The organism is Neisseria sp. HMSC070A01 (assembly GCF_001810165.1).
Lineage (GTDB): Bacteria > Pseudomonadota > Gammaproteobacteria > Burkholderiales > Neisseriaceae > Neisseria.
Genome location: NZ_KV800123.1, coordinates 124,039 through 149,439, shown reverse-complemented (window position 1 = coordinate 149,439; position 25,401 = coordinate 124,039). Strand labels below are relative to the sequence as shown.

27 protein-coding genes and 2 tRNA genes are annotated in these 25,401 nt (G+C 49.4%); 11 read left to right on the top strand and 18 right to left on the bottom strand.

The annotated features are described in order from the left end of the window. Positions 1–52 precede the first annotated feature (52 nt). The 4 genes from HMPREF2711_RS06225 to HMPREF2711_RS06210 all read left to right on the top strand — a co-directional run bounded on the left by HMPREF2711_RS06225 (position 53) and on the right by HMPREF2711_RS06210 (position 2,658). Positions 53–1,411: a deoxyguanosinetriphosphate triphosphohydrolase gene (locus tag HMPREF2711_RS06225; RefSeq protein ID WP_070615840.1), complete on the top strand. Its 1,359-nt coding sequence runs from the start codon at positions 53–55 to the stop codon at positions 1,409–1,411. A gap of 132 nt (positions 1,412–1,543) precedes the next feature. Further along, positions 1,544–1,620: transfer RNA gene (locus tag HMPREF2711_RS06220), tRNA-Arg, on the top strand. Between the two features lie 12 nt (positions 1,621–1,632). After that, positions 1,633–1,707 (top strand) — tRNA-Glu (locus HMPREF2711_RS06215). A gap of 393 nt (positions 1,708–2,100) precedes the next feature. Beyond that, the gene (locus HMPREF2711_RS06210) at positions 2,101–2,658 is read left to right on the top strand and encodes a hypothetical protein (RefSeq protein ID WP_003748832.1); all 558 of its coding nucleotides are present in this window, start codon (positions 2,101–2,103) and stop codon (positions 2,656–2,658) included. A gap of 83 nt (positions 2,659–2,741) precedes the next feature. Here the strand turns inward: HMPREF2711_RS06210 and HMPREF2711_RS06205 are convergent, their stop codons facing one another. The 3 genes from HMPREF2711_RS06205 to HMPREF2711_RS06195 all read right to left on the bottom strand — a co-directional run bounded on the left by HMPREF2711_RS06205 (position 2,742) and on the right by HMPREF2711_RS06195 (position 6,071). Then, positions 2,742–4,052, bottom strand: coding sequence for an NCS2 family permease (locus HMPREF2711_RS06205; RefSeq protein ID WP_003748830.1), 1,311 nt, complete (start codon positions 4,050–4,052; stop codon positions 2,742–2,744). A gap of 229 nt (positions 4,053–4,281) precedes the next feature. Further along, the gene (miaB, locus tag HMPREF2711_RS06200) at positions 4,282–5,604 is read right to left on the bottom strand and encodes a tRNA (N6-isopentenyl adenosine(37)-C2)-methylthiotransferase MiaB (protein ID WP_036492978.1); all 1,323 of its coding nucleotides are present in this window, start codon (positions 5,602–5,604) and stop codon (positions 4,282–4,284) included. A gap of 71 nt (positions 5,605–5,675) precedes the next feature. Next, positions 5,676–6,071: a hypothetical protein gene (locus HMPREF2711_RS06195; protein ID WP_003748826.1), complete on the bottom strand. Its 396-nt coding sequence runs from the start codon at positions 6,069–6,071 to the stop codon at positions 5,676–5,678. A gap of 198 nt (positions 6,072–6,269) precedes the next feature. Between HMPREF2711_RS06195 and hemL the strand changes: the two genes are divergently transcribed. Then, a complete protein-coding gene (gene hemL / locus HMPREF2711_RS06190) occupies positions 6,270–7,553 on the top strand; it encodes a glutamate-1-semialdehyde 2,1-aminomutase (protein WP_003748823.1) in 1,284 nt (427 codons plus the stop codon). Between the two features lie 78 nt (positions 7,554–7,631). Here the strand turns inward: hemL and HMPREF2711_RS06185 are convergent, their stop codons facing one another. Beyond that, positions 7,632–8,096 carry a universal stress protein gene (locus tag HMPREF2711_RS06185; RefSeq protein WP_003748822.1) on the bottom strand — a complete coding sequence of 155 codons (465 nt, stop codon included), beginning with the start codon at positions 8,094–8,096 and terminating at the stop codon, positions 7,632–7,634. Positions 8,097–8,282: 186 nt separating this feature from the next. Here HMPREF2711_RS06185 and HMPREF2711_RS06180 point away from each other — a divergent pair, with 186 nt between their 5' ends. From HMPREF2711_RS06180 to rpmG, 6 genes are all read left to right on the top strand, one after another. Next, complete coding sequence (locus HMPREF2711_RS06180) at positions 8,283–9,059, top strand: tRNA threonylcarbamoyladenosine dehydratase (RefSeq protein ID WP_003748819.1); 777 nt, start codon at positions 8,283–8,285, stop codon at positions 9,057–9,059. 10 nt (positions 9,060–9,069) lie between these two features. Further along, positions 9,070–9,537, top strand: a complete 468-nt coding sequence (locus HMPREF2711_RS06175) for a hypothetical protein (protein ID WP_070615838.1) — start codon at positions 9,070–9,072, stop codon at positions 9,535–9,537. A 92-nt stretch (positions 9,538–9,629) separates the two neighbouring features. Continuing rightward, complete coding sequence (locus tag HMPREF2711_RS06170; RefSeq protein ID WP_070615836.1) at positions 9,630–10,532, top strand: segregation and condensation protein A; 903 nt, start codon at positions 9,630–9,632, stop codon at positions 10,530–10,532. Continuing rightward, positions 10,529–11,857 (top strand): branched-chain amino acid transport system II carrier protein, encoded by a 1,329-nt coding sequence (gene brnQ, locus HMPREF2711_RS06165; RefSeq protein ID WP_070615834.1) that lies wholly within the window; start codon positions 10,529–10,531, stop codon positions 11,855–11,857. Before HMPREF2711_RS06170 ends, brnQ begins: the two co-directional genes overlap by 4 nt. A 250-nt stretch (positions 11,858–12,107) precedes the next feature. Continuing rightward, positions 12,108–12,341, top strand: a complete 234-nt coding sequence (rpmB, locus tag HMPREF2711_RS06155) for a 50S ribosomal protein L28 (protein ID WP_002216391.1) — start codon at positions 12,108–12,110, stop codon at positions 12,339–12,341. A 30-nt stretch (positions 12,342–12,371) separates the two neighbouring features. After that, complete coding sequence (rpmG, locus tag HMPREF2711_RS06150; protein ID WP_003684373.1) at positions 12,372–12,527, top strand: 50S ribosomal protein L33; 156 nt, start codon at positions 12,372–12,374, stop codon at positions 12,525–12,527. Between the two features lie 234 nt (positions 12,528–12,761). Here rpmG and nqrM read toward each other — a convergent pair whose 3' ends face one another. The 14 genes from nqrM to HMPREF2711_RS06080 all read right to left on the bottom strand — a co-directional run bounded on the left by nqrM (position 12,762) and on the right by HMPREF2711_RS06080 (position 25,222). Beyond that, the gene (nqrM, locus tag HMPREF2711_RS06145) at positions 12,762–12,983 is read right to left on the bottom strand and encodes a (Na+)-NQR maturation NqrM (protein WP_003680888.1); all 222 of its coding nucleotides are present in this window, start codon (positions 12,981–12,983) and stop codon (positions 12,762–12,764) included. Between the two features lie 17 nt (positions 12,984–13,000). Continuing rightward, positions 13,001–14,068, bottom strand: coding sequence for an FAD:protein FMN transferase (locus HMPREF2711_RS06140; RefSeq protein ID WP_083301555.1), 1,068 nt, complete (start codon positions 14,066–14,068; stop codon positions 13,001–13,003). 132 nt (positions 14,069–14,200) lie between these two features. Further along, the gene (nqrF, locus tag HMPREF2711_RS06135) at positions 14,201–15,418 is read right to left on the bottom strand and encodes an NADH:ubiquinone reductase (Na(+)-transporting) subunit F (protein WP_004519569.1); all 1,218 of its coding nucleotides are present in this window, start codon (positions 15,416–15,418) and stop codon (positions 14,201–14,203) included. A gap of 13 nt (positions 15,419–15,431) precedes the next feature. Next, the gene (gene nqrE, locus HMPREF2711_RS06130) at positions 15,432–16,025 is read right to left on the bottom strand and encodes an NADH:ubiquinone reductase (Na(+)-transporting) subunit E (RefSeq protein ID WP_003684365.1); all 594 of its coding nucleotides are present in this window, start codon (positions 16,023–16,025) and stop codon (positions 15,432–15,434) included. Between the two features lie 3 nt (positions 16,026–16,028). After that, positions 16,029–16,655, bottom strand: a complete 627-nt coding sequence (locus HMPREF2711_RS06125) for an NADH:ubiquinone reductase (Na(+)-transporting) subunit D (RefSeq protein WP_049352534.1) — start codon at positions 16,653–16,655, stop codon at positions 16,029–16,031. Next, complete coding sequence (locus tag HMPREF2711_RS06120; RefSeq protein ID WP_070615830.1) at positions 16,655–17,431, bottom strand: Na(+)-translocating NADH-quinone reductase subunit C; 777 nt, start codon at positions 17,429–17,431, stop codon at positions 16,655–16,657. Before HMPREF2711_RS06120 ends, HMPREF2711_RS06125 begins: the two co-directional genes overlap by 1 nt. Continuing rightward, on the bottom strand, positions 17,424–18,656 hold the full coding sequence (locus HMPREF2711_RS06115; protein WP_070615828.1) for an NADH:ubiquinone reductase (Na(+)-transporting) subunit B: 1,233 nt from the start codon (positions 18,654–18,656) through the stop codon (positions 17,424–17,426). The genes HMPREF2711_RS06120 and HMPREF2711_RS06115 overlap by 8 nt, the downstream gene beginning before the upstream one ends. 2 nt (positions 18,657–18,658) lie before the next feature. Further along, positions 18,659–20,002, bottom strand: coding sequence for a Na(+)-translocating NADH-quinone reductase subunit A (locus HMPREF2711_RS06110; protein WP_070615826.1), 1,344 nt, complete (start codon positions 20,000–20,002; stop codon positions 18,659–18,661). A 336-nt stretch (positions 20,003–20,338) separates the two neighbouring features. Beyond that, positions 20,339–21,757, bottom strand: a complete 1,419-nt coding sequence (locus HMPREF2711_RS06105) for a sodium:proton antiporter (RefSeq protein WP_070615824.1) — start codon at positions 21,755–21,757, stop codon at positions 20,339–20,341. A 440-nt stretch (positions 21,758–22,197) separates the two neighbouring features. Continuing rightward, positions 22,198–22,557 (bottom strand): YbaN family protein, encoded by a 360-nt coding sequence (locus HMPREF2711_RS06100; RefSeq protein ID WP_070615822.1) that lies wholly within the window; start codon positions 22,555–22,557, stop codon positions 22,198–22,200. Positions 22,558–22,570: 13 nt separating this feature from the next. Further along, positions 22,571–23,167 (bottom strand): DUF1415 domain-containing protein, encoded by a 597-nt coding sequence (locus HMPREF2711_RS06095; RefSeq protein WP_070615819.1) that lies wholly within the window; start codon positions 23,165–23,167, stop codon positions 22,571–22,573. A gap of 117 nt (positions 23,168–23,284) precedes the next feature. Further along, a complete protein-coding gene (locus HMPREF2711_RS06090) occupies positions 23,285–23,767 on the bottom strand; it encodes an Lrp/AsnC family transcriptional regulator (protein WP_003684427.1) in 483 nt (160 codons plus the stop codon). Between the two features lie 404 nt (positions 23,768–24,171). Beyond that, positions 24,172–24,645, bottom strand: a complete 474-nt coding sequence (locus HMPREF2711_RS06085; protein ID WP_036493020.1) for a pilin — start codon at positions 24,643–24,645, stop codon at positions 24,172–24,174. A gap of 106 nt (positions 24,646–24,751) precedes the next feature. After that, positions 24,752–25,222, bottom strand: a complete 471-nt coding sequence (locus HMPREF2711_RS06080) for a pilin (RefSeq protein WP_070615817.1) — start codon at positions 25,220–25,222, stop codon at positions 24,752–24,754. Positions 25,223–25,401 lie beyond the last annotated feature (179 nt).

Here is a 25,401-nt window from a genome sequence, read left to right as displayed (position 1 = left end):
AGGCCGTCTGAATATGTTTCAGACGGCCTTTGCTTCATTTTAGGAAACGCTTATGAATACCCGAATGAATTGGCAAAACTTATTGTCCACCCAACGCTTCCGTCCCAAAAACGGCGAAATCGTGCCGACCGTTACCCCTTCGACTCAGGAAGGTGCCGATGCTTTGCGTACGGATTTTCACATCGATTACGACCGGGTTGTTTTTTCCGGAGCCTTCCGCCGCCTTGGCCGAAAAACGCAAGTGCATCCGCTGGCGCAACACGATTTGACGCACAACCGCCTGACGCACAGCGTTGAAGTTGCCAGCGTGGGCAGGAGCTTGGGCAACCGCGTGGGCGTGATGTTGCACAACGGCGGTTTTCTGCCGCAGGGCAATACGCCCAGCAATATTGGTGCCGTGGTGCAGGTTGCCTGTTTGGCGCATGATTTGGGCAATCCGCCGTTTGGCCATACCGGCGAAGATGCTTTGCGCGATTGGTTTAGACGGCCAGAACATCAAATTTATCTGAACACATTGAACGAAGCGGAACGCAACGATATTCAAACCTATGAAGGCAATGCGCATAGCCTGCGTATCGTCGCCAGCCTTGAAATGTATCCCGAGGCTGGTGGAATGCGTCTGACTGCGGCAGCCATCGGCGCATTGTTGAAGTATCCGTGGACAACGCAACATCCGAACGGCAGAAAAAAATTCAATATTTATCAAACCGAGTTGCCGTTTATCCGTCAAGTTGCCGACGAATTGGGGCTGGTTTCCGCAGGAGCAGACAGCTGGGCGCGCCATCCTTTGTCTTATTTGATGGAGGCCGCCGACGATATCTGCTATGCCTTGCTGGACTTGGAAGATGCCGTCGAATTGGATTTGCTCACGGATACGGAAGTAGAAAGTATTTTGTCCGAGCTGACCTTTGCCGAAAGCGCGTGGCACGCCAGCTCCAGCCGTCAGCGTTGCGCCATGTTGCGCGGCATTGCGATCGGCAAGGCGATTGATGATGTCGCACAAACCTTTATGCTGCATCAGTCCGACTTGTTGGACGGAACATTCAAAGGCAAAGATTTGCTGGCTCTGTGCAGCCCGCAAGTGCAAAACACTTTGGCAAAAGCAAAAGAATTGGCGCAAACACGGATTTTCCGCCATTACACCAAACTCTTGACCGAAATCGCCACGTTCCCATGCTTAGGCTCCATCTTGGATTTGCTTGTCCCTGCCGCTTATGCCCTGATTGCTGAAAAACAGTTGGCAACGCGTCAGTCTCTGGCATTGGAATTATTGAAAAAGCACAATCCGATTCTTCCTGAAGACAGTCTGTATCAGGCCTATATGAAGATTTTGGATTTTGTCGGCGGCATGACCGATAATTCCGCCGCCAAAATGGCGCAGGATTTGTCAGGAGTAGGGATTTTACGTTAATTTTATATTATTTAATTTCAAATAGTTAAATAAAAATATAAAAAATATCCGTGAAAAGGGTAGACAGGTTTTAGGAAAGCCTATATCATTCGGTCTTCTTGATTCACAACGCACTAGCGAAGTGATGAGGATGCACCCGTAGCTCAGTTGGATAGAGTATCTGGCTACGAACCAGAGGGTCGGGCGTTCGAATCGCTCCGGGTGCGCCACAAGATTTATCTGCGCCCATCGTCTAGCGGTTAGGACATCGCCCTTTCACGGCGGTAACCGGGGTTCGATTCCCCGTGGGCGTGCCAGTTTTCAAAAAAACGCAATCTGTTTTAGATTGCGTTTTTTTATTGCATTTCTTGTTTGTGTTCTAAGGCCGTCTGAAACTCACGGCAACTCAAGAGACAGAAGTGTGTCAAATCAATTGCCCAGACTTTTTGTCGTTCTATGTGTTTTTCAATCTTATTTTACCCTTGTCAAAACCCGATTTATTGACAATAGTATTCATCTTAAAAATTTCCAAACCTGAATTTACATGATTTCATATTTATAATTTCTTGATTTTAGAAAATAAAAATATTTATTTGAACTTTTCTTAAAAAATGCCGTCTGAGGTAAAGACAAGACGGAATATCTCTGTTAATGTGTAAATGTCAGCCGGCGTTTGCCGGTTTTTTATTGAAACCATTTGGGAGTCAATTATGAATATGAATGTTAAATTAATCGTTCCTGCCGTTTTGGCGGCTGTTGCCCTGACTGCATGCAGCAGCGGTTCTAAAGCCAAACCTGAAGCCAAAGCTGCGCCTACTGCGCAACAACAAACTCAAGCTCAGGCTCAACAAGCTCAAGCTCCAGTACCTAATACTTTGAAAGTGGACTCTATCGACGGTACTAAAGAAGTTCACTACAAATGCGGTAAAGACGGCAAAGAGCCTCTGAGCGTCATGTACGGCTTCAAAGGCAACGAAGTTGTTGCCGCTCAAGTAAAATACAAAGGTCAAGTAACTGAAAACCTGTTCCGTATCACCGACAGCAGCAAAGATGTAAACGCATTCTGGGGCGGCAACGTTGCTTGGATTGCTGAAGCAGCCACTGCAGCCAACGTGGACAAAGTGGACGGCAACATGCTGACTATCCGCGGTACTACCGAAGTAAACGGCAAACAAGAAGTGGTTGACCAAATCGCTACCCGTTTCTGCGTATTGGACAAAGGCGCGAAAGCTGCCGCTAAACCAGCCGCTAAAAAAGTGAAAAAATAATTTTTTATCGACAGCTTTAAACGCTGGGTAAAATAAAACAGGCCGTCTGAAAACTTTTCAGACGGCCTGTTCTTTTGAGTGATTTAACCCAAGAACCAGAATTTCAGTGCCCACAATACGGCGACAATCCATACCATAGGCGGTACGTCTTGAGTGCGGTTGCACAAGAGCTTGATGAGTGCGTAGCTGATAAAGCCAAACGCAATACCGTCGGCAATCGAGTAGGTAAACGGCATGAAGACGATGGTCAGGAATGCCGGTGCGGCTTCGGTCATGTCGTCCCAATCGATTTCGCGCGCGCTGCGCAACATTTGCGCGCCAACATAGAGCAGGGCGGGAGCGGTAGCGAATGCAGGAATGCTTTGAACCAGCGGCGAGAAAATCAGGCAGGCCAGCATCAGGATGCCGACGGTAACGGCAGTCAGACCAGTACGGCCGCCGGCAGAAACACCTGCCGCGCTTTCAACGTAAGGAGTGGTAGAAGACGTACCCAAGGCGGCACCGGCGACGATGGCGGTTGAGTCGGCAAGCAGGGCGCGTTTCAAACGCGGCAGTTTGCCGTCTTGCAACAGGCCTGCGCGGTGGGAAACGCCGACCAAGGTGCCGGTAGAGTCAAACAGGTCAACCAGGAAGAATACAAAAATCACGCTGACCATGCTGACGGTGAACAAGCCTTTGAAGTCCATCTGCATGAAAGTCGGTGCAATGCTCGGAACTTCGCCGACCACGCCTTTGAACTCGCTCAAGCCCAAGACGGTGGAGACGGCGGTCAGCGTCAGAATGGTAATAATGATGGAGCCTTTGACGCGGAAGTGGCCGAGTGCAACCACCATGACAAAGCCTGCCATCGCCAGCAGGGCGGTAGGCTGGTGGATGTCGCCCAAGCCGACCAATGTGGCAGGATTGGCCACAATCACGCCCGCGCCTTTGAGTGCAATCAATGCCAAGAAGAGGCCGATACCTGCGGCAATCGACATTTTCAAGCCCATAGGCAGGGCGTTGACCAGCATTTCACGCACTTTAAAGAAACTGAACAGGATGAAAATGATGCCGGAAATGAAAACGGCACCCAAAGCCACACGCCAGTCCACGCCCATGCCTTTGACGACGGCAAAGGTAAAGTAGGCGTTCAAGCCCATGCCCGGCGCGAGGGCGATCGGGTAGTTGCCGACAAAGCCCATCACGAAACAGCCGATGGCGGAGGCGATACAGGTGGCCACAAATACTGCGCCCATATCCATGCCGGTTTCGCCCAAAATCAGGGGGTTGACGATGATGATGTAGCACATGGCGAGGAAGGTGGTCAAACCGGCCATGATTTCAGTGCGGACGTTGGTCTGATTGGCACTCAGGTTGAACAATCGTTCCAAAACGCTTTGATTTGAAGAACTCATTTAAAAATATTCCTTTTGGGAAAGCCGCCTGCGGGACGGCATCGTCGGATTGGTCTGCAAAAAGTTTGGTTTTTGGCCTTAACTTCTCAACAGATAAGGGAATTTTCGGGCGGTATTATACTGAAAAGCCTTTTGTTCGGGTAATAAAAATACATGAATCAGATAATGCTGTGCCGAACCAAGATAAAGGCCGTCTGAACAGTTTCAGACGGCCTTTGTTTGTGTGTGCTTATACCGGTTTGCCTTTCAGGGAGAAGGTGTAGGCTTCGGTGATTTCCAAATCGATCATTTGGTTGATCATGTCGGGTGTGCCGGTAAAGTTGACTACGCGGTTGTTGGCGGTACGGGCTTGCAGTTGGTCGGGGTCTTTTTTGGAGATACCTTCGACCAAGCAACGTTGAACCGTGCCGACCATGGTTTGGTTGATGCGCGCGGTTTCGGCTTCGATGACTTCGTTCAAAGCTTCGAGGCGGCGCACTTTTTCTTCATGCGGCGTGTCGTCGTGCAGGTTGGCGGCAGGCGTGCCCGGACGCGGACTGTAAATAAAGACGAAGCTCAAGTCGAAGGCGATGTCTTTGACCAGTTTCAAGGTTTGCTCGAACTCGCGCTCGGTCTCGCCCGGGAAGCCGACGATAAAGTCGGAGCTGAGGCACAAATCAGGACGGATGGCGCGCAGCTTGCGGATAATGGATTTGTATTCCAAGGCGGTGTAGCCACGTTTCATCGCGCTCAATACGCGGTCGGAACCGCTTTGAATCGGCAGGTGCAGGTGGGAAACCAGCTTGGGCAGGTCGCGGTAGCACTCGATAATCGCGTCGGTAAATTCGCGCGGATGGCTGGTGGTAAAGCGCAGGCGTTCGATGCCCGGGATTTCGTGGACGATGCGCAACAAGGTGGCAAAGTCGCAGATTTCACCGTTTTCCATTTCGCCGCGATAGGCATTAACGTTTTGGCCTAAGAGGTTGATTTCTTTAACACCTTGTTGTGCCAAACCGGCAATTTCAGTCAATACGTCGTTGAGCGGGCGGGAGAATTCTTCGCCGCGGGTGTAAGGGACGACGCAGTAAGAGCAGTATTTGGAACAGCCTTCCATAATGGAAATGAATGCCGAACCACCTTCTACGCGCGCAGGCGGCAGGTGGTCGAATTTCTCGATTTCGGGGAAGGAAATGTCGATTTGAGACAGGCCGGTGGTTTCTTTATCGACGATGAGTTTGGGCAGGCGGTGCAGCGTTTGCGGGCCGAAAACCACGTCCACATACGGAGCGCGTTTGACGATGTTTTCGCCTTCTTGCGAGGCAACGCAGCCGGCAACGCCGATGATGAGGTCGGGATTTTTTTCTTTGAGCGGACGTACGCGGCCTAAGTCGGAGAAGACTTTTTCTTGCGCTTTTTCACGCACGGAGCAGGTGTTGAACAAGATGATGTCGGCGTCGTCAGGTTGGGTAACCTGTTCGATGCCGCCGTGTTCTTCGGCGAGGACGGACAGCATTTTTTCGCTGTCGTACTCGTTCATTTGGCACCCGAAGGTGCGGATAAATACTTTTTTCATGGTTTGTTTTGATTGACTTGCTTGTTGTAAAAGGGTTCAGACGGCCTGTGAATACCCGGGCCGTCTGAAAGTTATTCTTCCGCCTGTTTTTGCGCTTTGGCGTGTGCGGCAAACCTGTCGGCCTCGGCGTCGGTCAGAATCCAGATTTCGCGGACGAGGCGGCTTTCTTCGTTGTATTTGAACGCGACGGCTTTGCCGGTTTGATTCAGCAGGCGGCCCATAGGAATGAAACGATCGTTTTCATCGTGGATTTTGGTAAAGCGCGTGATTTGCAGTTTGGCCGCATTGCCGTCCACAATGCCCAAGGTCAGCAGGCGCGTCCAAGAAAAACCGCCTTTGCTGACTTTCAGATAAGGCAGATCGACAGTTTTTAAAACGGCCACGTCCATATCGTCGGGCAGGCTGCGTTGTGCATGGACGAAGGAGGACGCCAAAAGGGCGAGGCTGAGTATGAATCCGCGTAACATGATGCTTTTCTTTTATTGTTTCAATAGGTCGCGGATTATAGCACAAGCAGGAAAAATGTGGATAGAGTGTTTGTTTTTAAAGAATAATTTTGATTTTGCGCCCGATTCTTATTTTGAAGCTTGGGCCGTCTGAAAAGGATTTGGTGTTAAAATGGCACCGATTTGATTTTCAGACGACCTCTTACGAAAGAATTGACCATGAACCGTAATGAAAGCTTGTTCAACCGCGCCAAAGCCATTATTCCCGGCGGCGTGAACTCTCCAGTGCGCGCATTCGGCAGCGTCGGCGGCGTACCGCGCTTTATCAAAAAGGCAGAAGGCGCGTATGTTTGGGACGAAAACGGCACGCGTTATACCGACTATGTCGGCTCTTGGGGCCCTGCGATTGTCGGCCATGCCCATCCCGAAGTCATTGAAGCTGTGCGCGAAGCGGCATTGGGCGGTTTGTCGTTTGGTGCGCCGACTGAAGGCGAAATTGTCATTGCCGAAGAAATCGCCAAAATCATGCCGTCGGTCGAGCAGCTGCGCCTTGTCAGCTCCGGCACGGAAGCAACGATGACCGCCATCCGTCTGGCACGCGGTTTTACCGGCCGCGACAAAATCATCAAGTTTGAAGGCTGCTACCACGGCCATTCCGACAGCCTGTTGGTGAAGGCAGGCAGCGGTCTGCTGACGTTTGGCAATCCTTCTTCCGCCGGTGTGCCTGCCGACTTTACCAAACACACTTTGGTACTCGAGTACAACAATATCGCCCAACTGGAAGAAGCCTTTGCCCAAAGCGGCAATGACATCGCCTGTGTGATTTTGGAGCCTTTTGTCGGCAATATGAATCTGGTTAGGCCGTCTGAAGCCTTTGTTAAAGCCTTGCGCGAATTGACTGAAAAACACGGTGCCGTGTTGATTTACGACGAAGTGATGACCGGCTTCCGCGTGGCGCTGGGCGGTGCGCAATCTTTGCACGGCATCAAACCCGATTTGACCACCATGGGCAAAGTAATCGGCGGCGGCATGCCTTTGGCGGCGTTCGGCGGCCATAAAGACATTATGGAATGTATTTCCCCGTTGGGCGGCGTGTATCAGGCAGGCACCTTGTCCGGCAATCCGATTGCGGTTGCCGCCGGTTTGAAAACGTTGGAAATCATTCAGCGCGAAGGCTTCTATGAAAACCTGACTGCCCTGACCCAACGCCTTGCCAACGGTATGGCCGACGCGGCTAAAGCACATGGTGTTGAATTTACGGCCGACAGCGTGGGCGGCATGTTCGGCTTGTATTTTGCCAACCATGCACCGCAAAACTACGCCGATATGGCGCGTTCCAATATTGAAGGTTTCAAACATTTCTTCCACGGTATGCTCGACCGCAATGTCGCCTTCGGCCCGTCCGCTTATGAAGCCGGCTTTGTTTCCGCCGCGCATACGCCCGAGCTGATTGACGAAACCATTGCTGCGGCACACGAAGTGTTCAAAGAAATGGCGAAATAAAAGCTGAAGCTGTCATGTGAAAAAAGGCCGTCTGAAAAATATTCAGACGGCCTTTCGCTATTTTAAATCAATGCTTGATTATGCTTCTTCGGCTTTGCTGCGGATAATCAGCAGAGGCAGGTGGCTTTGGCGCATTACGGTTTCGGCGAAGCTGCCCATCAGCAGGTGCATCAGGCCGGTGCGGCCGTGTGTGCCGAGTACCAGCAGGTCGGCGCCGTTTTCGTCGGCGTAGTCAACCAAGTCTTGCGCCATTTCGCGCGCGCCTTTGTTGGCGACCAACAGGTGTTTTACGATGTTTTCAACGCCGTTTTCACGCGCTGTTTTTTCTGCGAAATCCAAAACTTCGTTGCCTTGGGCAACGGCGGCGGCTTCGTAGCTTTCGTGTTGCAGGAATTCAGGCGCCAAAGCCATGTATTCGGCAGGGTTGGCAACGTGAACCAAAGTCAGTTGGGCTTTGTTGAGGCTTGCCAGTTCGGCGGCGTGTTTCAATGCATTGAGGGAGGTCTCGCTACCGTCAACGGCTACAACCAGATGTTTGTACATATTCATTCTCCTTTTGCGCCGAGTAGCGGCACTTTCGTTTAATATGAAATCAGAACTTGTCTGAATGTGAAACGATTATAAACTCTTTCGGGCAGGTACAACAGCCCATCTGCTTTCAAGTATAATGTCTGTCCGAATCGCCTGTCGCGTTTTTCATTAATTTATTGATATATCACAAGGTTACTTATGCAGGACGCCGCTTTTCTTTCTTCGCGCCGCTTTGGCGGCATTGCCAGACTTTACGGAGACGAAGCGCTGGCGCGCTTTTCGCGCGCGCATGTGTGCGTGGTCGGCGTCGGCGGCGTCGGCTCGTGGGCGGTAGAGGCGTTGGCGAGGAGCGGCATCGGTCGTTTAACGCTGATTGATTTGGACAATGTTGCCGAATCCAATGTCAACCGCCAATTGCACGCCTTGACCGATGATTTCGGTAAGGCAAAAGTTACCGCTTTACGCGAACGCATTGCCCAAATCAATCCGCAATGCGAAGTGACGGAAATTGAAGATTTTGTGACCGAAGACAATCTGGACGAGCTTTTCAGACGGCCTTTTGACTTTGTCATCGACGCCATCGACCAAATCCGTGTAAAAGCGGCGATGGCGGCGTATTTCGTGCAACATAAACAACCGTTTATTATCAGCGGCGGCGCGGGCGGACAGAAGAATCCGGCGTTGATTCAAACCGCCGATTTGAGCCGCGTTACCCACGATCCGCTGCTTTCCAACTTGCGCTACACCTTGCGCAAACGCTACGGCTTCAGCCGCGATACCAAAGAAAAAATGCGCGTGCCTTGCGTTTATTCAACCGAGAATATTACGCCGCCGCAATCCGGCGAAGCGTGTTCGACCGATGCCGCGCCGCAAGGTTTGTCCTGCGCGGGCTATGGTGCGAGTATGCTGGTGACGGCTTCGTTTGGGCTGTATTGTGCGCAGGCTGCGGTGGAGCATATCGCGGGGCGGAAGTGAGGGGTAGGAAATGGGTAAGAACCGATTTTTTAAAGCCTACTTTATTGCCAGTCTGATTTATGCGGTATGGTTCGGCGTATTGATGTATGCTGTCGATCCGATGTTTCTCGATGTAATGGAATGCAATACGCTGCCGGGCGATTATTTGTGTGTGCAAAGCGGTTATAACCGCCCATTCACCACTTTTCTTTATCCGTTTCTGTCCATCGTGATCTTCAGTCTTGTGCACGCCGGTATCATGAAATGGCGCAAACGCCGTTCGGTTAAAATGATTTGGCTTTTGGTCGGCTGCGAAAGTTTGCTGTTGTCGGCTTTGATGGTGGCGATGCTGGCGAGGGATGGTTTTGTGTTGTCCCGAGATATCGGCTCGGTACTGACGGGTACAGTTTTCGCCAGTCTGCCGCTGTTGGGCATGGCCTTGGCGCAGACCTTTGCCGTCGCCATTGTTTCTTTGCAAATCAATCGTAAAAACCGCTGATTTTTATATTAAAAACGGATCGTTCTCGTTTCAGACGGCCTTTTGTTGATGAAACTTCTTACTAAACTTAAAAAGAAAAAGACCCTTTAACCATGCCTTCAGAACACCTTATTTCTTCCACTGCCGCAACGCCGTCTGAACATACCGTTGCGTGGGTGTTCGGTCAGCCTGTCACCGATGTGCCGCAGGATTTGTTTATTCCGCCTGATGCGTTGAAGGTGGTATTGAGCAGCTTCCAAGGGCCGTTGGATTTGCTGCTGTACCTTATCCGCAAGCAAAATATCGATGTCCTCGATATTCCGATGGTGAAGATTACCGAGCAATATCTGCACTATATTGCCCAAATGGAGGCATATCAGTTTGATTTGGCGGCGGAATACCTGCTGATGGCGGCGATGCTGATTGAAATCAAATCACGCCTGCTGTTGCCGCGTCCTGAAGAAGTTGAGGATGAAGAGGCGGATCCGCGTGCCGAGCTGGTGCGCCGTCTGTTGGCTTACGAACAGATGAAACTGGCGGCTCAGGGCTTGGACGCATTGCCGCGTGCCGGACGTGATTTCGCTTGGGCGTATTTGCCGCTGGAAATTGCGGTCGAAGCGAAGTTGCCGGAAGTGTACGTTGCCGATTTGACGCAGGCTTGGTTGGGTATTTTGTCGCGTGCCAAGCATACGCGCAGTCATGAAGTGGTGCGGGAAACCATTTCCGTGCGCGCGCAGATGACGGCGATTTTGCGCCGTTTGAACGAAAGCGGCATCAGCAAATTCAGCGATTTGTTTAAGCCGGAGCAGGGCGCGACATATGTGGTGGTCAATTTTATTGCATTGCTGGAACTGGCCAAAGAAGGCTTGGTGCGTATCGTACAGCCGGAAAATTATGGCGAAATCGAAATCAGCCTGAAAGACGGTTTGGAAACAAACGAAGCCGAAATGCTTTCAGACGGCCTTGAAGCCGATGAAACCGATAACAGGTATTTGGAAAAAGAGAATTTAAGATGAATTCGACGACAAGTCGCAGCAAGGCCTCTTTATGGGCGGTGGGCTTGATGCTGTTTGCGCTGTTTTTCGGCGCGGGTAACTTAATTTACCCGGCTTATTTGGGGCAGCAGGCCGGCGAAAACTGGCTTTCGGCGATGTCCGGCTTTCTGCTGACCGGGGCGGGTTTGCCATTGTTGGGCGTGATTGCCGTCGGCTATTCCGGCTCGCGCGATGTGGAAGCGCTGGCTTCCCGTGTTGCGCCTTGGTACGGCGTGACTTTTGCCACTGCGCTTTATCTGGCAATCGGCCCTCTGTTTGCCATGCCGCGTACGGCGACAGTGTCTTTTGAAACTGCGATTTCCCCTTTCATTGATGAATCTTGGAAAAGCATCGCATTGGCCGTATTCAGCCTGGTGTTTTTCGGCATGACTTATTGGCTGTCGATTTCTCCGGGTAAGCTGGTTGACCGCATTGGTAAAGTCCTCACGCCTGTTTTGTTGCTGTCAATTGCGATATTGGTCGGCTATGCCGCTATTAACCCGATGGGCGTGCCGCAGGCGGCGCAAGGCGATTTTGCCACTCATCCGTTGGTTAAAGGCATTTTGGAAGGCTACGGCACCATGGACGCGCTGGCTTCGCTGGTGTTTGCCATTATCGTCATTGATGCCGTTCGCGCCATGGGTGTGGACAACCGCGCTGATTTGCTGAAGACCACGACGATTTCCGGTGTGTTGGCGGCTTCCTGCCTGGCAGTGGTTTACCTGTTTATCGGCTATATGGGTGCGACAGGTGTGGCCGGTATCGGCTTGCAGGAAAACGGCGCGTCGGTTTTGTCTAAAACCGCACAGCACTATTTCGGTACGGCCGGTATTGTGTTGCTTGGCGTCATGGTGCTGCTTGCCTGTCTGAGTACGGCGGTGGGTTTGATTACTTCATGCGCCGAATATTTCAACCGTCTTTGCCCGGGTATTTCTTATAAAGTCTTTGTAATACTGAATACGGTGGTGTCTATCCTGTTGGCCAATAAAGGCCTGTCAGCGATTTTACATTTTTCTATTCCAATGTTGATGCTGTTGTATCCGCTGACCATCGTCATCATTCTGCTGGCTTTGACGGATAAACTGTTCGGCGGTGGCCGTATTGTCTATTTCTGCACCATGATGGCGGCCCTTATGGTCGGTTTGCTCGATGCCTATAAAGCTGCGTTTGGATTGGATGCCGACACCGCCGCCGCCATAGAGCGCGCATTGCCGTTTTACAATATCGGTTTAGGGTGGGTTGTTCCCTCTTTAGCCTGCTTTATACTCGGCTGCATTTTGAATGCGGCGTTGAAGAAAAAAGCATGATGATAAACAGGCCGTCTGAAATGTTCAGACGGCCTGTTTATTTCGCCGACCAAACAAACGACAGATGATTTTTTTGAAGAAATCCGTTATAATTGAAAAGTTAAGGCTTTGCGAGATACCGTTTCGCAGATGCAACATATTGAGAAGGTTTATTTCCACAAATCCCGTTTTTTCAGTAAACGACTTGAACTGAAGGCGGATTTCGTGGTATAAATCGCGTTTTACTATTTTAGAAGTTTGGAGACTAACCATGGCACGAGTTTGCAAAGTGACCGGTAAGCGCCCGATGTCTGGCAATAACGTATCACACGCCAACAACAAAACCAAACGTCGTTTTTTGCCTAACTTGCAATCACGTCGTTTCTGGGTAGAAAGTGAAAACCGCTGGGTTCGCCTGCGCGTTTCTAACGCTGCATTGCGCACCATCGATAAAGTAGGCATTGATGTCGTATTGGCTGATTTGCGTGCTCGCGGCGAAGCTTAATTTAAACACCATTAATTAAGGATTACTGCAATGCGCGATAAAATCAAACTGGAGTCCAGCGCTGGTACTGGTCACTTCTACACAACTACTAAAAACAAACGTACTATGCCTGGCAAACTGGAAATCAAAAAATTTGACCCAGTAGCTCGTAAACACGTTATTTACAAAGAAACTAAATTGAAATAATCCGGTTTCTTCCAAGAAAAAGCTCCTGTTTTGCAGGAGCTTTTCTTTTTTCTTTTTGTTTCATGATTGGTTTGGAGTGGTCTGGATTTAAACGGGTGGGCAAGATATTTTTGGATTGCTTTGGAAGAGGCAAAACAAAAGAGCGTATATCCATTGGGATCACGCTCTTTTGTTTTTCAGACGGCCTGATGGGGGATAAACAGCCTTGAGTTATGAATAAACATTCAACAAAGCTTAATGATCGACCTTGATGCCTTGATTGTCGGAATGTTGTTTTTTATCCAGCTCTTTTTGCAAGGTATCGCATGGCGTGTCGCAATCGCACATTTTCTTCATGCCGAGAGAGGAAATGCCGCCGCAGCTGCCTTTGATGGTGCGTTTGGAGAAGATATAGCCGACTGCCATGCCGAGGATGACAATGATAAAGATGCCGAAAGTCAGAAGGAGGGTTTTCATGTGTGTATTCCTGAAGGTTAGTTTAATAATTTCTTGAATGCGCTGGACATTTTAGTATGGTAGCCGCCTTGCGGGTTTCGGATGATAAGGAAAACGGCGAGATTTTCTTGCTCGGCAAGTTTAAGCGCTTCGGTTTCTCCGAGAACGAACAATCCGGTGGAAAGGCCGTCTGCAAGTGTGGCGTTTTCTGCTACTACGCTGATGGAGGCGAGGTTGTGGCTGATGGGTTGTTTGGTTTTGGGGTTGATGATATGGGAAAGGCGACGGCCTGACTTATCGACATGGAAAATGCGGTAGTCGCCGGACGTGGCCAGTGATTTATTGTCCAATGGAATGGTGATTTGAGTGGCGCCGCCTTGAACGATATTGGGTTGCTCGATGCCGATACGCCAAGGGTTGCCTTGCGCATTGTGGCCTTTGCCATGCAACTCGCCGCCGATTTCAACCAAATAATTGCCGATATTGAGTTTTTCAAGTTCGGCGGCGGTTTTATCCACGCCGAATCCTTTGGCGATGGAGGATAGGTCTAAATAGACTTCGGGATGGGTTTTGGCAAGTGTGGGATGCTGTCCGTCTTGGGAAAGTTTGAGTTTGTCCGTACCGACCATTTCTGAAGCATGTTGGATTTCTTGTGCAGTCGGTTCGTGCGTGATTTCTTTTTGCGGGCCGAATCCCCAAAGGTTGACCAAAGGGCCGACGGTTACGTCCAGTGCGCCGTGCGTCAGTTTGTTTAAACGCAAAGCTTCGCCGGTTACATAGGCAAAGTCTTGGGAAATGGGCATGGCCTGATTGACGGTACGCAGCTGGTTGAATTCGCTGATTTCGGAATCGGTCTGGTAGGTAGACATTTGCCGGTTGACTTCTTTAAGCGCGTCATCAATGCGTTTTTGTATTTCGGCAGGGGAGGGGAGTTTGTCTTGGCCGTCTGAAAGATATTTGACAGTATAGGTCGTGCCCATGGTCTCGCCTTGCAGGGTAATGGTTTGTTGTTTTTCAGGTTGGCAGGCAGAGAGCGTGAGTGCGGAAACGATGGCAACGGTACAACCGATTATCGGACGGTAAAATGAATTTGAAAGAAACGGCATAAGGGATTTGCGGATTATTTTTTGAAGCCTTTATTGTATCGTAAAAGAAAGGTTCAGGCCGTCTGAAAGTATGGTTTTCAGACGACCTGGCAATAAAAAAGGAAGAAGCCGAAGTTTCTTCCTTTTTGTCTGTTAGCCGCCGAAATCGTCCAAAAGGATGTTTTCGTCTTCCACGCCCAAGTCTTTGAGCATTTTGATCACGGACTGGTTCATGATCGGAGGACCGCACATGTAGAATTCGCAGTCTTCCGGTGCTTCATGGTTTTTCAGGTGGTTTTCGTAAACCACGTTGTGAATGAAGCCTGTGTAACCGTCCCAGTTGTCTTCAGGCAATGGGTCGGACAGGGCGACGTGCCATGTGAAGTTCGGGAATTCTGCCGCGAGTTGGTCGAAGTCTTCGACATAGAACATCTCGCGTTTGGAGCGTGCTCCGTACCAGAAGGTGATTTTGCGTTTGGAGTTCAAACGTTTCAACTGGTCGAAAATGTGGGAGCGCATCGGCGCCATACCTGCACCGCCGCCGATAAATACCATTTCGGCATCGGTATCTTTGGCAAAGAATTCGCCGAACGGACCGGAAATCGTTACTTTATCACCGGGTTTAAGCGACCAGATGTAAGAAGACATTTGTCCCGGAGGCGCATCAGGTACGCGTGGAGGAGGCGTAGCGATACGCACGTTCAGCATAATGATGCCTTTTTCTTCTGGATATGAAGCCATAGAGTAAGCGCGCAAAATCGGCTCGTCCACTTTGGAAACGTATTGCCACAGATTGTATTTGTCCCAGTCTTCGTGGTATTCCTTAGGAATATCGAAGTCTTTGTAGGCAACAGTGTGAGGAGGGGCTTCAATTTGAATGTAGCCGCCGGCGCGGAAAGGAACTTCTTCGCCTTCGGGAATGGCAAGCTTGAGTTCTTTAATGAACGTTGCTTTGTTGTCATTGGAGATGACAGTGCATTCCCATTTTTTCACGCCGAACACTTCTTCCGGTACTTCGATGTCCATGTCGGTTTTAACGTTGACCTGACAAGACAGACGGCAGCCTTCGCGCGCTTCGCGTTTGCTGATGTGGGACAATTCGGTTGGCAGAATGTCGCCGCCGCCACTTTTCACGACAACGCGGCACTGGCCGCATGAGCCGCCGCCACCGCAGGCGGAAGGAACGAAGATGCCTTGGCTGGCAAGCGCACCCAGCAGTTTGCCGCCGGCAGGCATCGTCAGCTCTTTTTCGTTATTGACTTTGATGGTGATGTCGCCTTCGCTCACCAACTTAGATTTGGCAAACAGAATCATCAGTGCCAAAACCAAGACGATGAGGGTAAACATCACGATACCTAAAATAATCTCCATGCCGATTCCTTTCTTATAACTGGATGCCGGAGAACGACATAAACGCCATTGCCATCAGGCCAGCGGCAATAAAGGTAATACCCAAGCCTTTGAGGCCTTTAGGGACATCCGAATATTTCATTTTTTCAGTAATGCCCGCCAAAGCGACAATAGCCAAAAGCCAGCCCAAACCTGCACCGAAACCGTATACAACGGACTCACCGAAGTTGTATTCGCGTTGCGCCATAAACGATACGGCACCGAAAATCGCGCAGTTTACGGTAATCAGAGGCAGGTAGATACCCAATGCGTTATAGAGGGCAGGGACGAATTTATCCAAGAACATTTCCAAAATCTGCACCAAAGCGGCAATCACACCGATGAAGGTGATGAATTTCAGGAAGGTCAGGTCCACACCTTCAACCAGCGCGCCGTCTTTCAACAGCGAGTAAACCAGTTGGTTGGCTGGGACGGACAGGCCGAGTACGAAAGTTACAGCCACGCCCAAACCGAATGCAGTGGATACTTTTTTAGATACCGCCAAAAATGTACACATCCCCAAGAAGAAGGACAGTGCCATGTTTTCCAGAAAGACGGATTTTACAAAGAGGCTTAAGTAATGTTCCATGTGTTATTTCTCCGCCTGTTCAGGTTTCCAAGTGCGCAGACCCCATACCAAGAAGCCGATGATGAAGAACGCGCTAGGGGCGAGCAGGAACAAGCCGTTGGTTTGATACCAGCCGCCATCTTGTACGGTTTGGAAAATGGTGTAGCCAAAAAGCTTGCCTGAGCCGATCAGTTCGCGGATGGTGGCGATGATGATCAGCATCATGCCGTAACCTGCGCCGTTGCCGATACCGTCAACCAAGCTTTCCAAAGGAGGCTCTTTCATGGCGAATGCTTCGGCGCGGCCCATTACGATACAGTTGGTAATAATCAGGCCGACGAATACGGACAGCTGCTTGGACAGCTCATAAGCAAAGGCTTGGAGCAGTTGGTCAACCAGCGTTACCAAGGAAGCAACAATCGCCATTTGCACAATAATACGGATGCTATTAGGGATGTAGTTGCGTACCAATGAGATGAAAAAGCTGGAAAAACCGGTTACCAAACTCACGGAAATACCCATCACGATGGCCGTCTGAAGTTTGGTGGTAACCGCCAAAGCCGAACAAATACCCAAAACCTGCAAAGCAATCGGGTTGTTGTCGATAAAGGGTGAAAACATCAAATGTTTCAAGCGTTTCATGTCAGCCATTATTGTGCTCCTGCTGATTTCAATTTGTTCAGGTAGGGGATATAGCCGTTTTCGCCGAACCAGTAGTCGAACGAACCTTGCACACCTTTAGACGTCAGCGATGCGCCGGAGAGGGCATCTACGCCGTGTTCTTTGTCTGAGCTTGCTCCTTTGCCGACATGCAGGGCAAATTTGCCTTGTTCGTCAAACAGTTTTTTGCCGACGAATTTTTTTTGCCACAGAGGGTTGCCGATTTCGCCGCCCAAACCCGGGGTTTCACCTTGGTCGTAGTAGGTAATGCCGTTGATGGTGTTGCCGTCAGGTTGAATGGCGACAAAACCGTACATGACAGACCACAAACCGTTGCCGTGCATAGGCAGGATGATTTGGCTGACTTTGCCGTCTTCGCCTTTTACCAAGTAAACCTCAGTGTATTTGGCACGGCTTTTGATGCCTGCCAAATCGTCTTCAGGTTTGATTTGGATGCTTTGGGCAGGGTCTTTGCCGGCAACGCGTGCGCTGAAGTCTTTAGGCGCATCGGCGACGTATTCGCCGGTTGCCAAATCCACGACACGTTGCTCGATACGCTCGGCAAAGGTTTTGCTGATGTCAGTGTTTTTATCCATCAAACCGGCTACGCTCAAGATATAGCCTTGTTTGTCTTGGAGCTTTTGTTTCTCTTGGATGGGTTTTAAGCCGACGACCGCACCAGCAACGATGATGGAACAAATCAGGCTGACAACCAATACCACAATCAGCGTGCCGCTGAAGCTGTCTTTATCGAATTTCTTAGCCATTGCTGCGCGCCTTTCTGCGTTTGATGTTCGCTTGTGCAACGAAATAGTCGAAAATCGGGGCAAACAGGTTGGCAAACAGAATCGCCAACATCATGCCTTCGGGGTAAGCAGGGTTGACCACGCGGATCAACACGCACATCACACCGATAAGCGCGCCGTACCACCATTTGCCGACATTGGTAAAGGAAGCGGAAACCGGGTCGGTCGCCATAAACAGCATACCGATGGCGAAGCCGCCGACTACCAAGTGCCAGTACCAAGGCATGGAGAACATGGCGTTGGTGTCTGAACCGATGAAGTTAAACAGAGAAGACATGGCAATCATACCGATCATCACACCGGCAATAATGCGCCAAGAGGCAATGCGGGCAAACACGATAAACGCGCCGCCGATTAAGAGCGCCAAAGTGGATACTTCGCCGATTGAGCCGGGCACGTTACCGATAAACGCATCCATCCAAGAGATGTTTTGACCGGTTACAGCGTTTTTCAGGCCGTCTGCACCGTGTGCCGCCCATTGCGCCAAAGCAGTGGCACCGGAATAGCCGTCAACCGCAGTCCAAACGGTGTCGCCGGTAATATTGGCAGGATAGGCGAAGAACAAGAAGGCACGGCCTGCCAGCGCAGGGTTCATAAAGTTTTTACCCGTACCGCCGAATACCTCTTTCGCAACCACCACGCCGAAGGTAATACCCAAGGCAGCCTGCCACAGCGGCAGCGTAGGTGGAACGATTAAGGCAAACAGAATCGAAGTCACGAAGAAACCTTCGTTGATTTCGTGTTTGCGCACGGTGGCGAACAAGACTTCCCAGAAACCGCCGACGATAAATACGGTTGCGTAAATCGGCAGGAAGTAAATCGCGCCGAACAGCATTTTGCCCAACATGCCCGCTTCAGACGACATATTGATGCCCAAAGCGTTGGCAAGGGCGTAATGCCAGTCGTTGGCGATGTTTTGTTGCAGCAAATCAGGCGTTAACGCGCCGAATGCTTGTACGCCGACGTTGTACATACCGTAGAACATGGCAGGGAACAGAGCCAGCCACACCAAAATCATCATGCGCTTGGAGTCGAGCGCATCGCGGACGTGGGCCGCTTTGCGCGTTACCGCGCCGGATGTATAGAAAATCGTCGCCGCAGCTTCGTAGAGGGCATACCATTTTTCATGTTTGCCGCCCGGCAGGAAGTGCGGTTCGATTTTTTCAAGAAAATGTTTCAAGCCCATAATCAGCCTTCCTTCTCAATGGTTTCCAGCACCTTGCGCAACAGCGGGCCGTATTCGTATTTGCCCGGGCAGACGAAGCTGCACAAAGCGAGGTCTTCTTCGTCCAATTCCAAGCAGCCCAGTGCTTGAGCGCTGTCGGTATCGCCGACGATTAAATCGCGCAAAAGCAGGGTAGGCAGGATATCCAAGGGCATTACGCGCTCGTAAGTGCCGATCGGTACCATGGCGCGGTCGCCGCCGTTGACGGCTGTATTGAACTTGAAGAGTTTGTTTTTCAGGAAATGGCCGAGGGTTGTGCGCGTGATGGAGTATTTGTCCGGCTGCGGCGCAACCCAGCCGAACAGCTCTTTGCTGCGGCCTTCTTCGATAACGGAAATCTGATTGTGGTAGCGGCCGAGGTAATCGTGCGCGCCTTGTGCAATCGCACCGTTCAATACTGAGCCGGAAATCACGCGGTTGTCTGCGTCAACTAATTCGCCCGCAGTAATTTGCGATACTTTCGCACCCAAAACGGTACGCAAGAGGCGCGGTTTGTTGACTTGAGAACCACCCAAGGCAATCACACGCTCGGTGTTCAGACGGCCTGTTGCAAACAAACGGCCAATGGCAATCACGTCTTGATAATTAATGGTCCAAACAGTTTTGTTCGCACCGACTGGCTCGATAAAATGAATGTGCGTGCCACTCAAACCGGCAGGATGCGGGCCGCCAAATTCATGTGTTTCGATATTGGCAGCGTTTTCAGACGGCACGTCTGCGCCTGCTGCTTTACACACATGGATTTTACGTTCGGTCAGGCGGCTCAATACCAACAGGCCGCGTTTGAAGTCTTCGGCGGCTTCTTTGATGATGACCGTAGGATCGGCAGCCAGCGGATTGGTGTCCATCGCATTGACGAAGATGGCGAACGGCTCGGCATCGACGGCAGGGATTTTGCTGAACGGACGGGTGCGCAGCGCAGTCCACAAACCGGATTGGATCAGGTTGCGGCGCACTTCTTCGCTGCTCAATTTTGCCAGCGCTTCAGGTGCGTAGCGTTCGAACTCGATTTCGTCGTTGCCTTCAACGGCAATCACGACTGACTGAAGTACGCGCTTTTCACCACGGTGAATCGCGGCGATTTTGCCTGAAGCCGGAGCAGTAAATACTACGCCCGGATTCTTTTTGTCTTCAAACAGCACTTGGCCTTTTTTGACGGCTTCGCCTTCCTTGATTTTCATCGAGGGGCGCATGCCGACATATTCTTCGCCAAGCAACGCGACTTCGGTAATGGCCGGGCCGTCATAAATGACTTGCTCCGGTCTGCCTGCGATAGGCAGGTCTAAGCCTTTTTTTATCTTAATCATAAGGATGCGTTACTTTTTGGTGGGTTGAGATTCGGATGTCGGATTGTTTTTTCAGACGGCATGTAATGCTTTGAAACAAAGGACGGGCCGTCTGAAAAAAGCAGAGGTTTGCTATAAAAACAACGAATAAACGCAAACAGCAAAGCTTTAGATTCTATCAGGTATGGGCCGTTTTATGTCAGTTTTACGCTTATTTTTACGGGAAAAGTGGGAAAAAAGTAGGGATATGTAATGGAATGTTAAAGCGAAAAAATTTTAACTGATTGATATTTAATAATTATGTTTGCTGGCTTGTTAGAAAATAAAAGGCCGTCTGAATTTCAGACGGCCTTAAGTTTAAAAGAGCTGCCAAACGAAGAAAATCATCGTATGCAGGGCAAACAGCGGTACCAATACAATTACCGACCATGCCATGTAGCCGAAGAAGGAAGGCATCGGCACGCCGCGTTGTTCGGCAATGGCTTTTACCATGAAGTTCGGCGCATTACCGATATAAGTGAGCGCGCCCATAAATACGGAACCCATGGATACTGCCAACAGTGAATGGAACAGGTGGCCTGTCATCAAGGCTTGGGCATCGCCACCGGCCATATTGAAGAACACCAAATAAGTCGGCGCGTTATCCAAGAATGCCGACAAAATGCCGCTCATCCAGAAATACATCACATTAATCGGATTGCCTGCCGCGTCGTGAACCAAAGAAACAACGGAAGCCAATGCGCCTGTTTCACCGGCTTTCAAAATCGCCAAGACGGGGGAAATGGTAATGAAAATACCCAAAAACAGTTTGCCCACTTCGGCAATCGGCTCGAAGTTGAACTCATTGCCTGCGCGGACCTGTTTGGGCGTAATAATCCAAGATACGGCGGTCAAAGCCAGCAAAATGCCATCGCGCATCAGGTTTTGCAAAGCGTAATGGCTGCCCAAGATTTCAAAGCCCGGATGATTTGGTTTCCACAAACCGGACAGCAAAACCGCGCCGACAACACCGGCCAGTAACAGGAAATTCCATTTGCCGTAAATTTTGACTTTTTCTTCTTTATCGGAAGGAGCAGGAGCAAGGTGTTCGCTTTGTTCACGGTTGAAGTGTCGGCTGTCGATGATGTAGAAAACGGCCAGCAAAATCACAGAACTGATCAATACAGGCATCAGCATGTGTTTGACCGTCCACATGAAATCTACGCCTTTCAGGAATCCTAAGAACAAAGGAGGATCGCCTAAAGGAGTCAGACCGCCGCCGATATTCGCCACCAAGAAAATGAAGAAAATCACGATGTGAACGCGGTAGTGGCGTTTATAGTTGGCTTTCAAAAGCGGACGAATCATCAACATCGCCGCGCCTGTCGTCCCCATGACGGATGACAAAGCCGTACCGACTGCCAACAGGGTGGTGTTTAATTTCGGCGAGCCGTGCAAGTCGCCGCTGACAAAAATACCGCCCGAAATGGTATAGAGCGCCAAAAGCAGCAGGATAAACGGAATGTATTCTTCAACCAACGCATGGGCAACGGTATGTACGCCTGCTCCGAAACCAAAGGTTACGATAAACGGCGTCAGAAACAGCAGCGTCCAAAACGCGGTAATTTTGCCGAAGTGATGGTGCCAAATACGGGAGAAAAACAGAGGTCCGAGTGCAATGGACAAGAGAATCAGGGCAAACGGCAGACCCCAAAGCAGGCTGGCGGACGAGCCGTCAAAATCGGATGCCGCTGCCGGGAAGGCGGCAAGCAGCAGTAAAAACGAGAGGTAGCGCATAGTATTTCCTTTTTATTCTGTTGCGCCGTTAGGAACTTCGTTGAGAAAGTACGGCGGTGAAATATTCAGGCCGTCTGAAATATCCAGACGAACTGCGCGGTTGTGTCAGGGGAAAGTATAACGCAAAGCAAGTGTTAAGGGACGGTTTAGAATATTGGAATCAAAAGAAATGTTGATACAAATAAAGAAATACAAGGGAGGGAAGTAGTCGAAAGTAGTAGAAAAGTGGTTTTGAAACAGGGGTTTGAATTTTTAATAATAATCCTATCAGAAAAACAATTTAGATTAATTTTAGCTAAAATTTACATTTGATTGAATAAATGGAGGCCGTCTGAAAAATGAGGGTTGAATAGGGTGTTTTAGGCCTTATTGATTGTTTTGATGGATAAATCGGGTGTAAAAACAAAAACAGGTAAGCGAAAATGCCTACCTGCTTTATTTTATGCTTCCGGCCGCAGCCACATCCACATAGCCACGCAGCTGCAACAGATTGACGATATGACACCGATCCACCAGCGTTCCGGAAACCGCCAAAACATAAACAGGCAGGAAAAGGTCATCATGCCGATAGCGAAAAACTTTGCCTTGCGCGGCACGGCACCGTTGTTTTCCCAATTTTGTATGATGGGGCCGAAATAGCGGTGATGATAGAGCCAATTGTGAAAGCGCGGCGAAGCCTGTGCCCAGCAAGTAGCGGTCAATAAAATGAAAGGCGTGGTCGGCAGAAATGGCAGGAAAATGCCGATAATGCCCAAAACGAGCGACAATGCGCCGCAAAAAATCAATAGATGACGAACCATCTTCCATCACCAATTATTTGTTTTCAGACGGCTTGTGATGCGGGAATGGACAACGCGGAATGTCTAATTTATCCCAGCCCTCATGCCCCATTTTTTCCAGCAACGCAATATTGCGGTCAAAAATTGCCGAGGCATCGGGAAATGCTTCAGCCGCTTTGGCAATACTGTCTTCACGAATCAGGTGTAAAGTCGGGTAGGGCGAGCGGTTGGTGTAGTTGCTGATGTCGTCGGTTTCTGTGCCTTCAAATTGAAAATCAGGATGGAGCGGCGCAATTTGGACAATGCCTTCCAATTCGTTTTCTACAACCGCATCATCGGCGATTTCCAACATTTGGTTGAAAGTTTCAAAATCAGGGAATAGCGTTGGATGAACCAGTAAAGTGGTTTCCAATTCCGAAGCAGGCGTATTGCCCAAAAGCTGCAATTCACGATCCAAGTCTTCAAGGAAACCGTCTAAATGACGGGCTTCGCTGACAACGATGCGAACCAGGTTTTTAACGTGCGGCGCTTTGGCAAACGGGCAGAGATTTAGGCCGATAACGGCCTTTTCCAGCCATTGTTTGGTATGTTCTGAAACAGTATGGGTATCGAGATGGACGGTGTCAGTCATAGTAAAAGCTTATGTGAATTATTCTTAAAAAGTATACAAGTGTATGGTCTTTAAGGCAAACCATAGAAATTTAAAAGGCCGTCTGAACAACAGACGGCCTTCATCAGTTTCAAATCATTAATCCTGAACCAAATGAACCAAAGGCAGAGCGGTCGTGTTTTTAATTTCTTTCAACACGAAACTCGATTGCGCATCTTGCACGCCGTGGTGCGAAAGCAGCGTATCCAAAACAAAATGGGAAAACGCGTTCATATCGGTAAAAAAGGCATGGAGCAGATAGTCGGTTTCACCCGTTAACGCAAAGCAGCTCAATACTTCCGGCCAAGCGCGGACAGATTCGGAAAAATCCTCGCGCGCATCTTTTGCCTTGCTAATCGATACACGGATAAAAGCCTGCAAGCCCAAGCCCAAAGAGACAGGGGAAAGCTGGGCGGCGTATTTTTGAATAATGCCCGCATCTTCAAGCTGCTTGAGACGGCGCAGGCAGGGAGAAGGGGAGAGTGCCACCTTTTCAGAAAGCTCAACATTGCTCAACCGCCCGTTTTCCTGCAAAACCTGCAGAATCTTTAAATCCGTTTTATCTAAATTCAGATGAGGCATGATGTTTCTCCCAATGTAGGCAATGTATGTTTTAAAAATGAAAAATGCTTAAAAATAAAGACTTGTATGGTTAAATTATATATTGAGTTCAGATGGGCGACAAATTGTCTTATCAGGAGTGTTGCGAATTTGTTTTATGTAGTGGTGAAAGACGAGGGCCGTCTGAACCAATCAGGTTAAAACTTTCCTGTCGGATTAGGATTAAATATAAAGAGGCCGTCTGAAAATGGATTTCAGACGGCATTTATTCTCGTAATGTGATGATTCAGGCTCTTAATGACCTTGTTTTGGAGAGTTTGGTTTCTTTTGCTTTTGTTCGTTTTCCGCGTTTGTATTTGGCTTTGTTTGGGATGTTTTCTTCGCAATGTATTTTTGTATTTTTTTGTAGGGTATGGGCTTGGTTGTTATCCGTTTGAGTTGTCTCGGCACATGGCGGGGATCATCATCGGATCCAGCGTTCCGCCGCATTGCCAGTTAAGCAACCAAGTCGAGTCATTGTTAATTCGATAAGGGGTCAGGGTCAGGACTTTGCCTTTGTTTTGGCCTTTATCGAAAGGAATACTGATTTTGCCTGTGTCTGCTTCTACAGTTACGCCACCGTTTTGGATGTATGTGCCGCCGATGCGTTGAGCGGTAACGCCGATTGCACCTTGTTTACTGACATCCTCTGCATTGGGCAGGCGGTTATTTACCGCTGAGGCAATGCTGATTTCGGTTTTCAGGTCGTCGGCAAGGTACAGTGCTTCGGAGGCTTGCGCCCTGCCGATATAGTTTTGGTAAGTGGGTATGGCGACAACAACCAGAATACCGAGGATGGCGATAACTATCATCAGCTCAATCAGGGTAAAACCTTTTTGGGCTTGAAATGGGGTATTCATTTGAGCGTATCGTTTTCAAGTTTTTTATTTTTATAAAGCAAATCCCATAATTACCTTATGGGATTTGCTTTTATCTGAAAAATGCTACTGATGTGAAAATTATGGATTAATTAGTAGTAGCAGGAGTTCGGCAGTTAGCAGGAACGTGTTTAGGTTCGCCACCAGAAAATTTACATTCCCATTTAATGGGTGCCTCAGCATTTGCTTGAGAAGGGGTCAAAGTAAATACTGGATCTTTTGTGTTATCTGCACCAGTATTTTTACTTGTTACCGTAATTACACCACCATCTGCAATAGTAATAGATGCTACATAGTTACTACCATTTTCAGGGAACTGGTAACCTGTATTACCTTTGTCAGTGCCATTAATACCTTTAACTGAGCTCAAACCATTCAAAGCAGTAGCAGTTTCTGCTACAGCCAATTTTGCAGGTTCGGCCAAGCTCAAGCCTTCAGATACTTTAGCGCGGATGGTGTAGTCTTGGTATGCAGGCAGAGCGATTACGGCCAGGATGCCCAAGATGGCGATGACGATCATCAATTCGATCAGGGTGAAACCTTTTTGGATTGCTTTCATTGATTAAAACTCCAGTTTGAAAGTGTGAATAATTATGTTTAAGTAAAAAGTCCGTAATGTGCTTGGCACTTTGTATTATGAGTAAACCATAAAGTAAGAAGGAATATACAGCTTCCGTCGGGCTTGCTGCTTTGAGGCTTGGGCCTTACCGGACGTGTTGTTTCAAGCAGTCGGTGTGC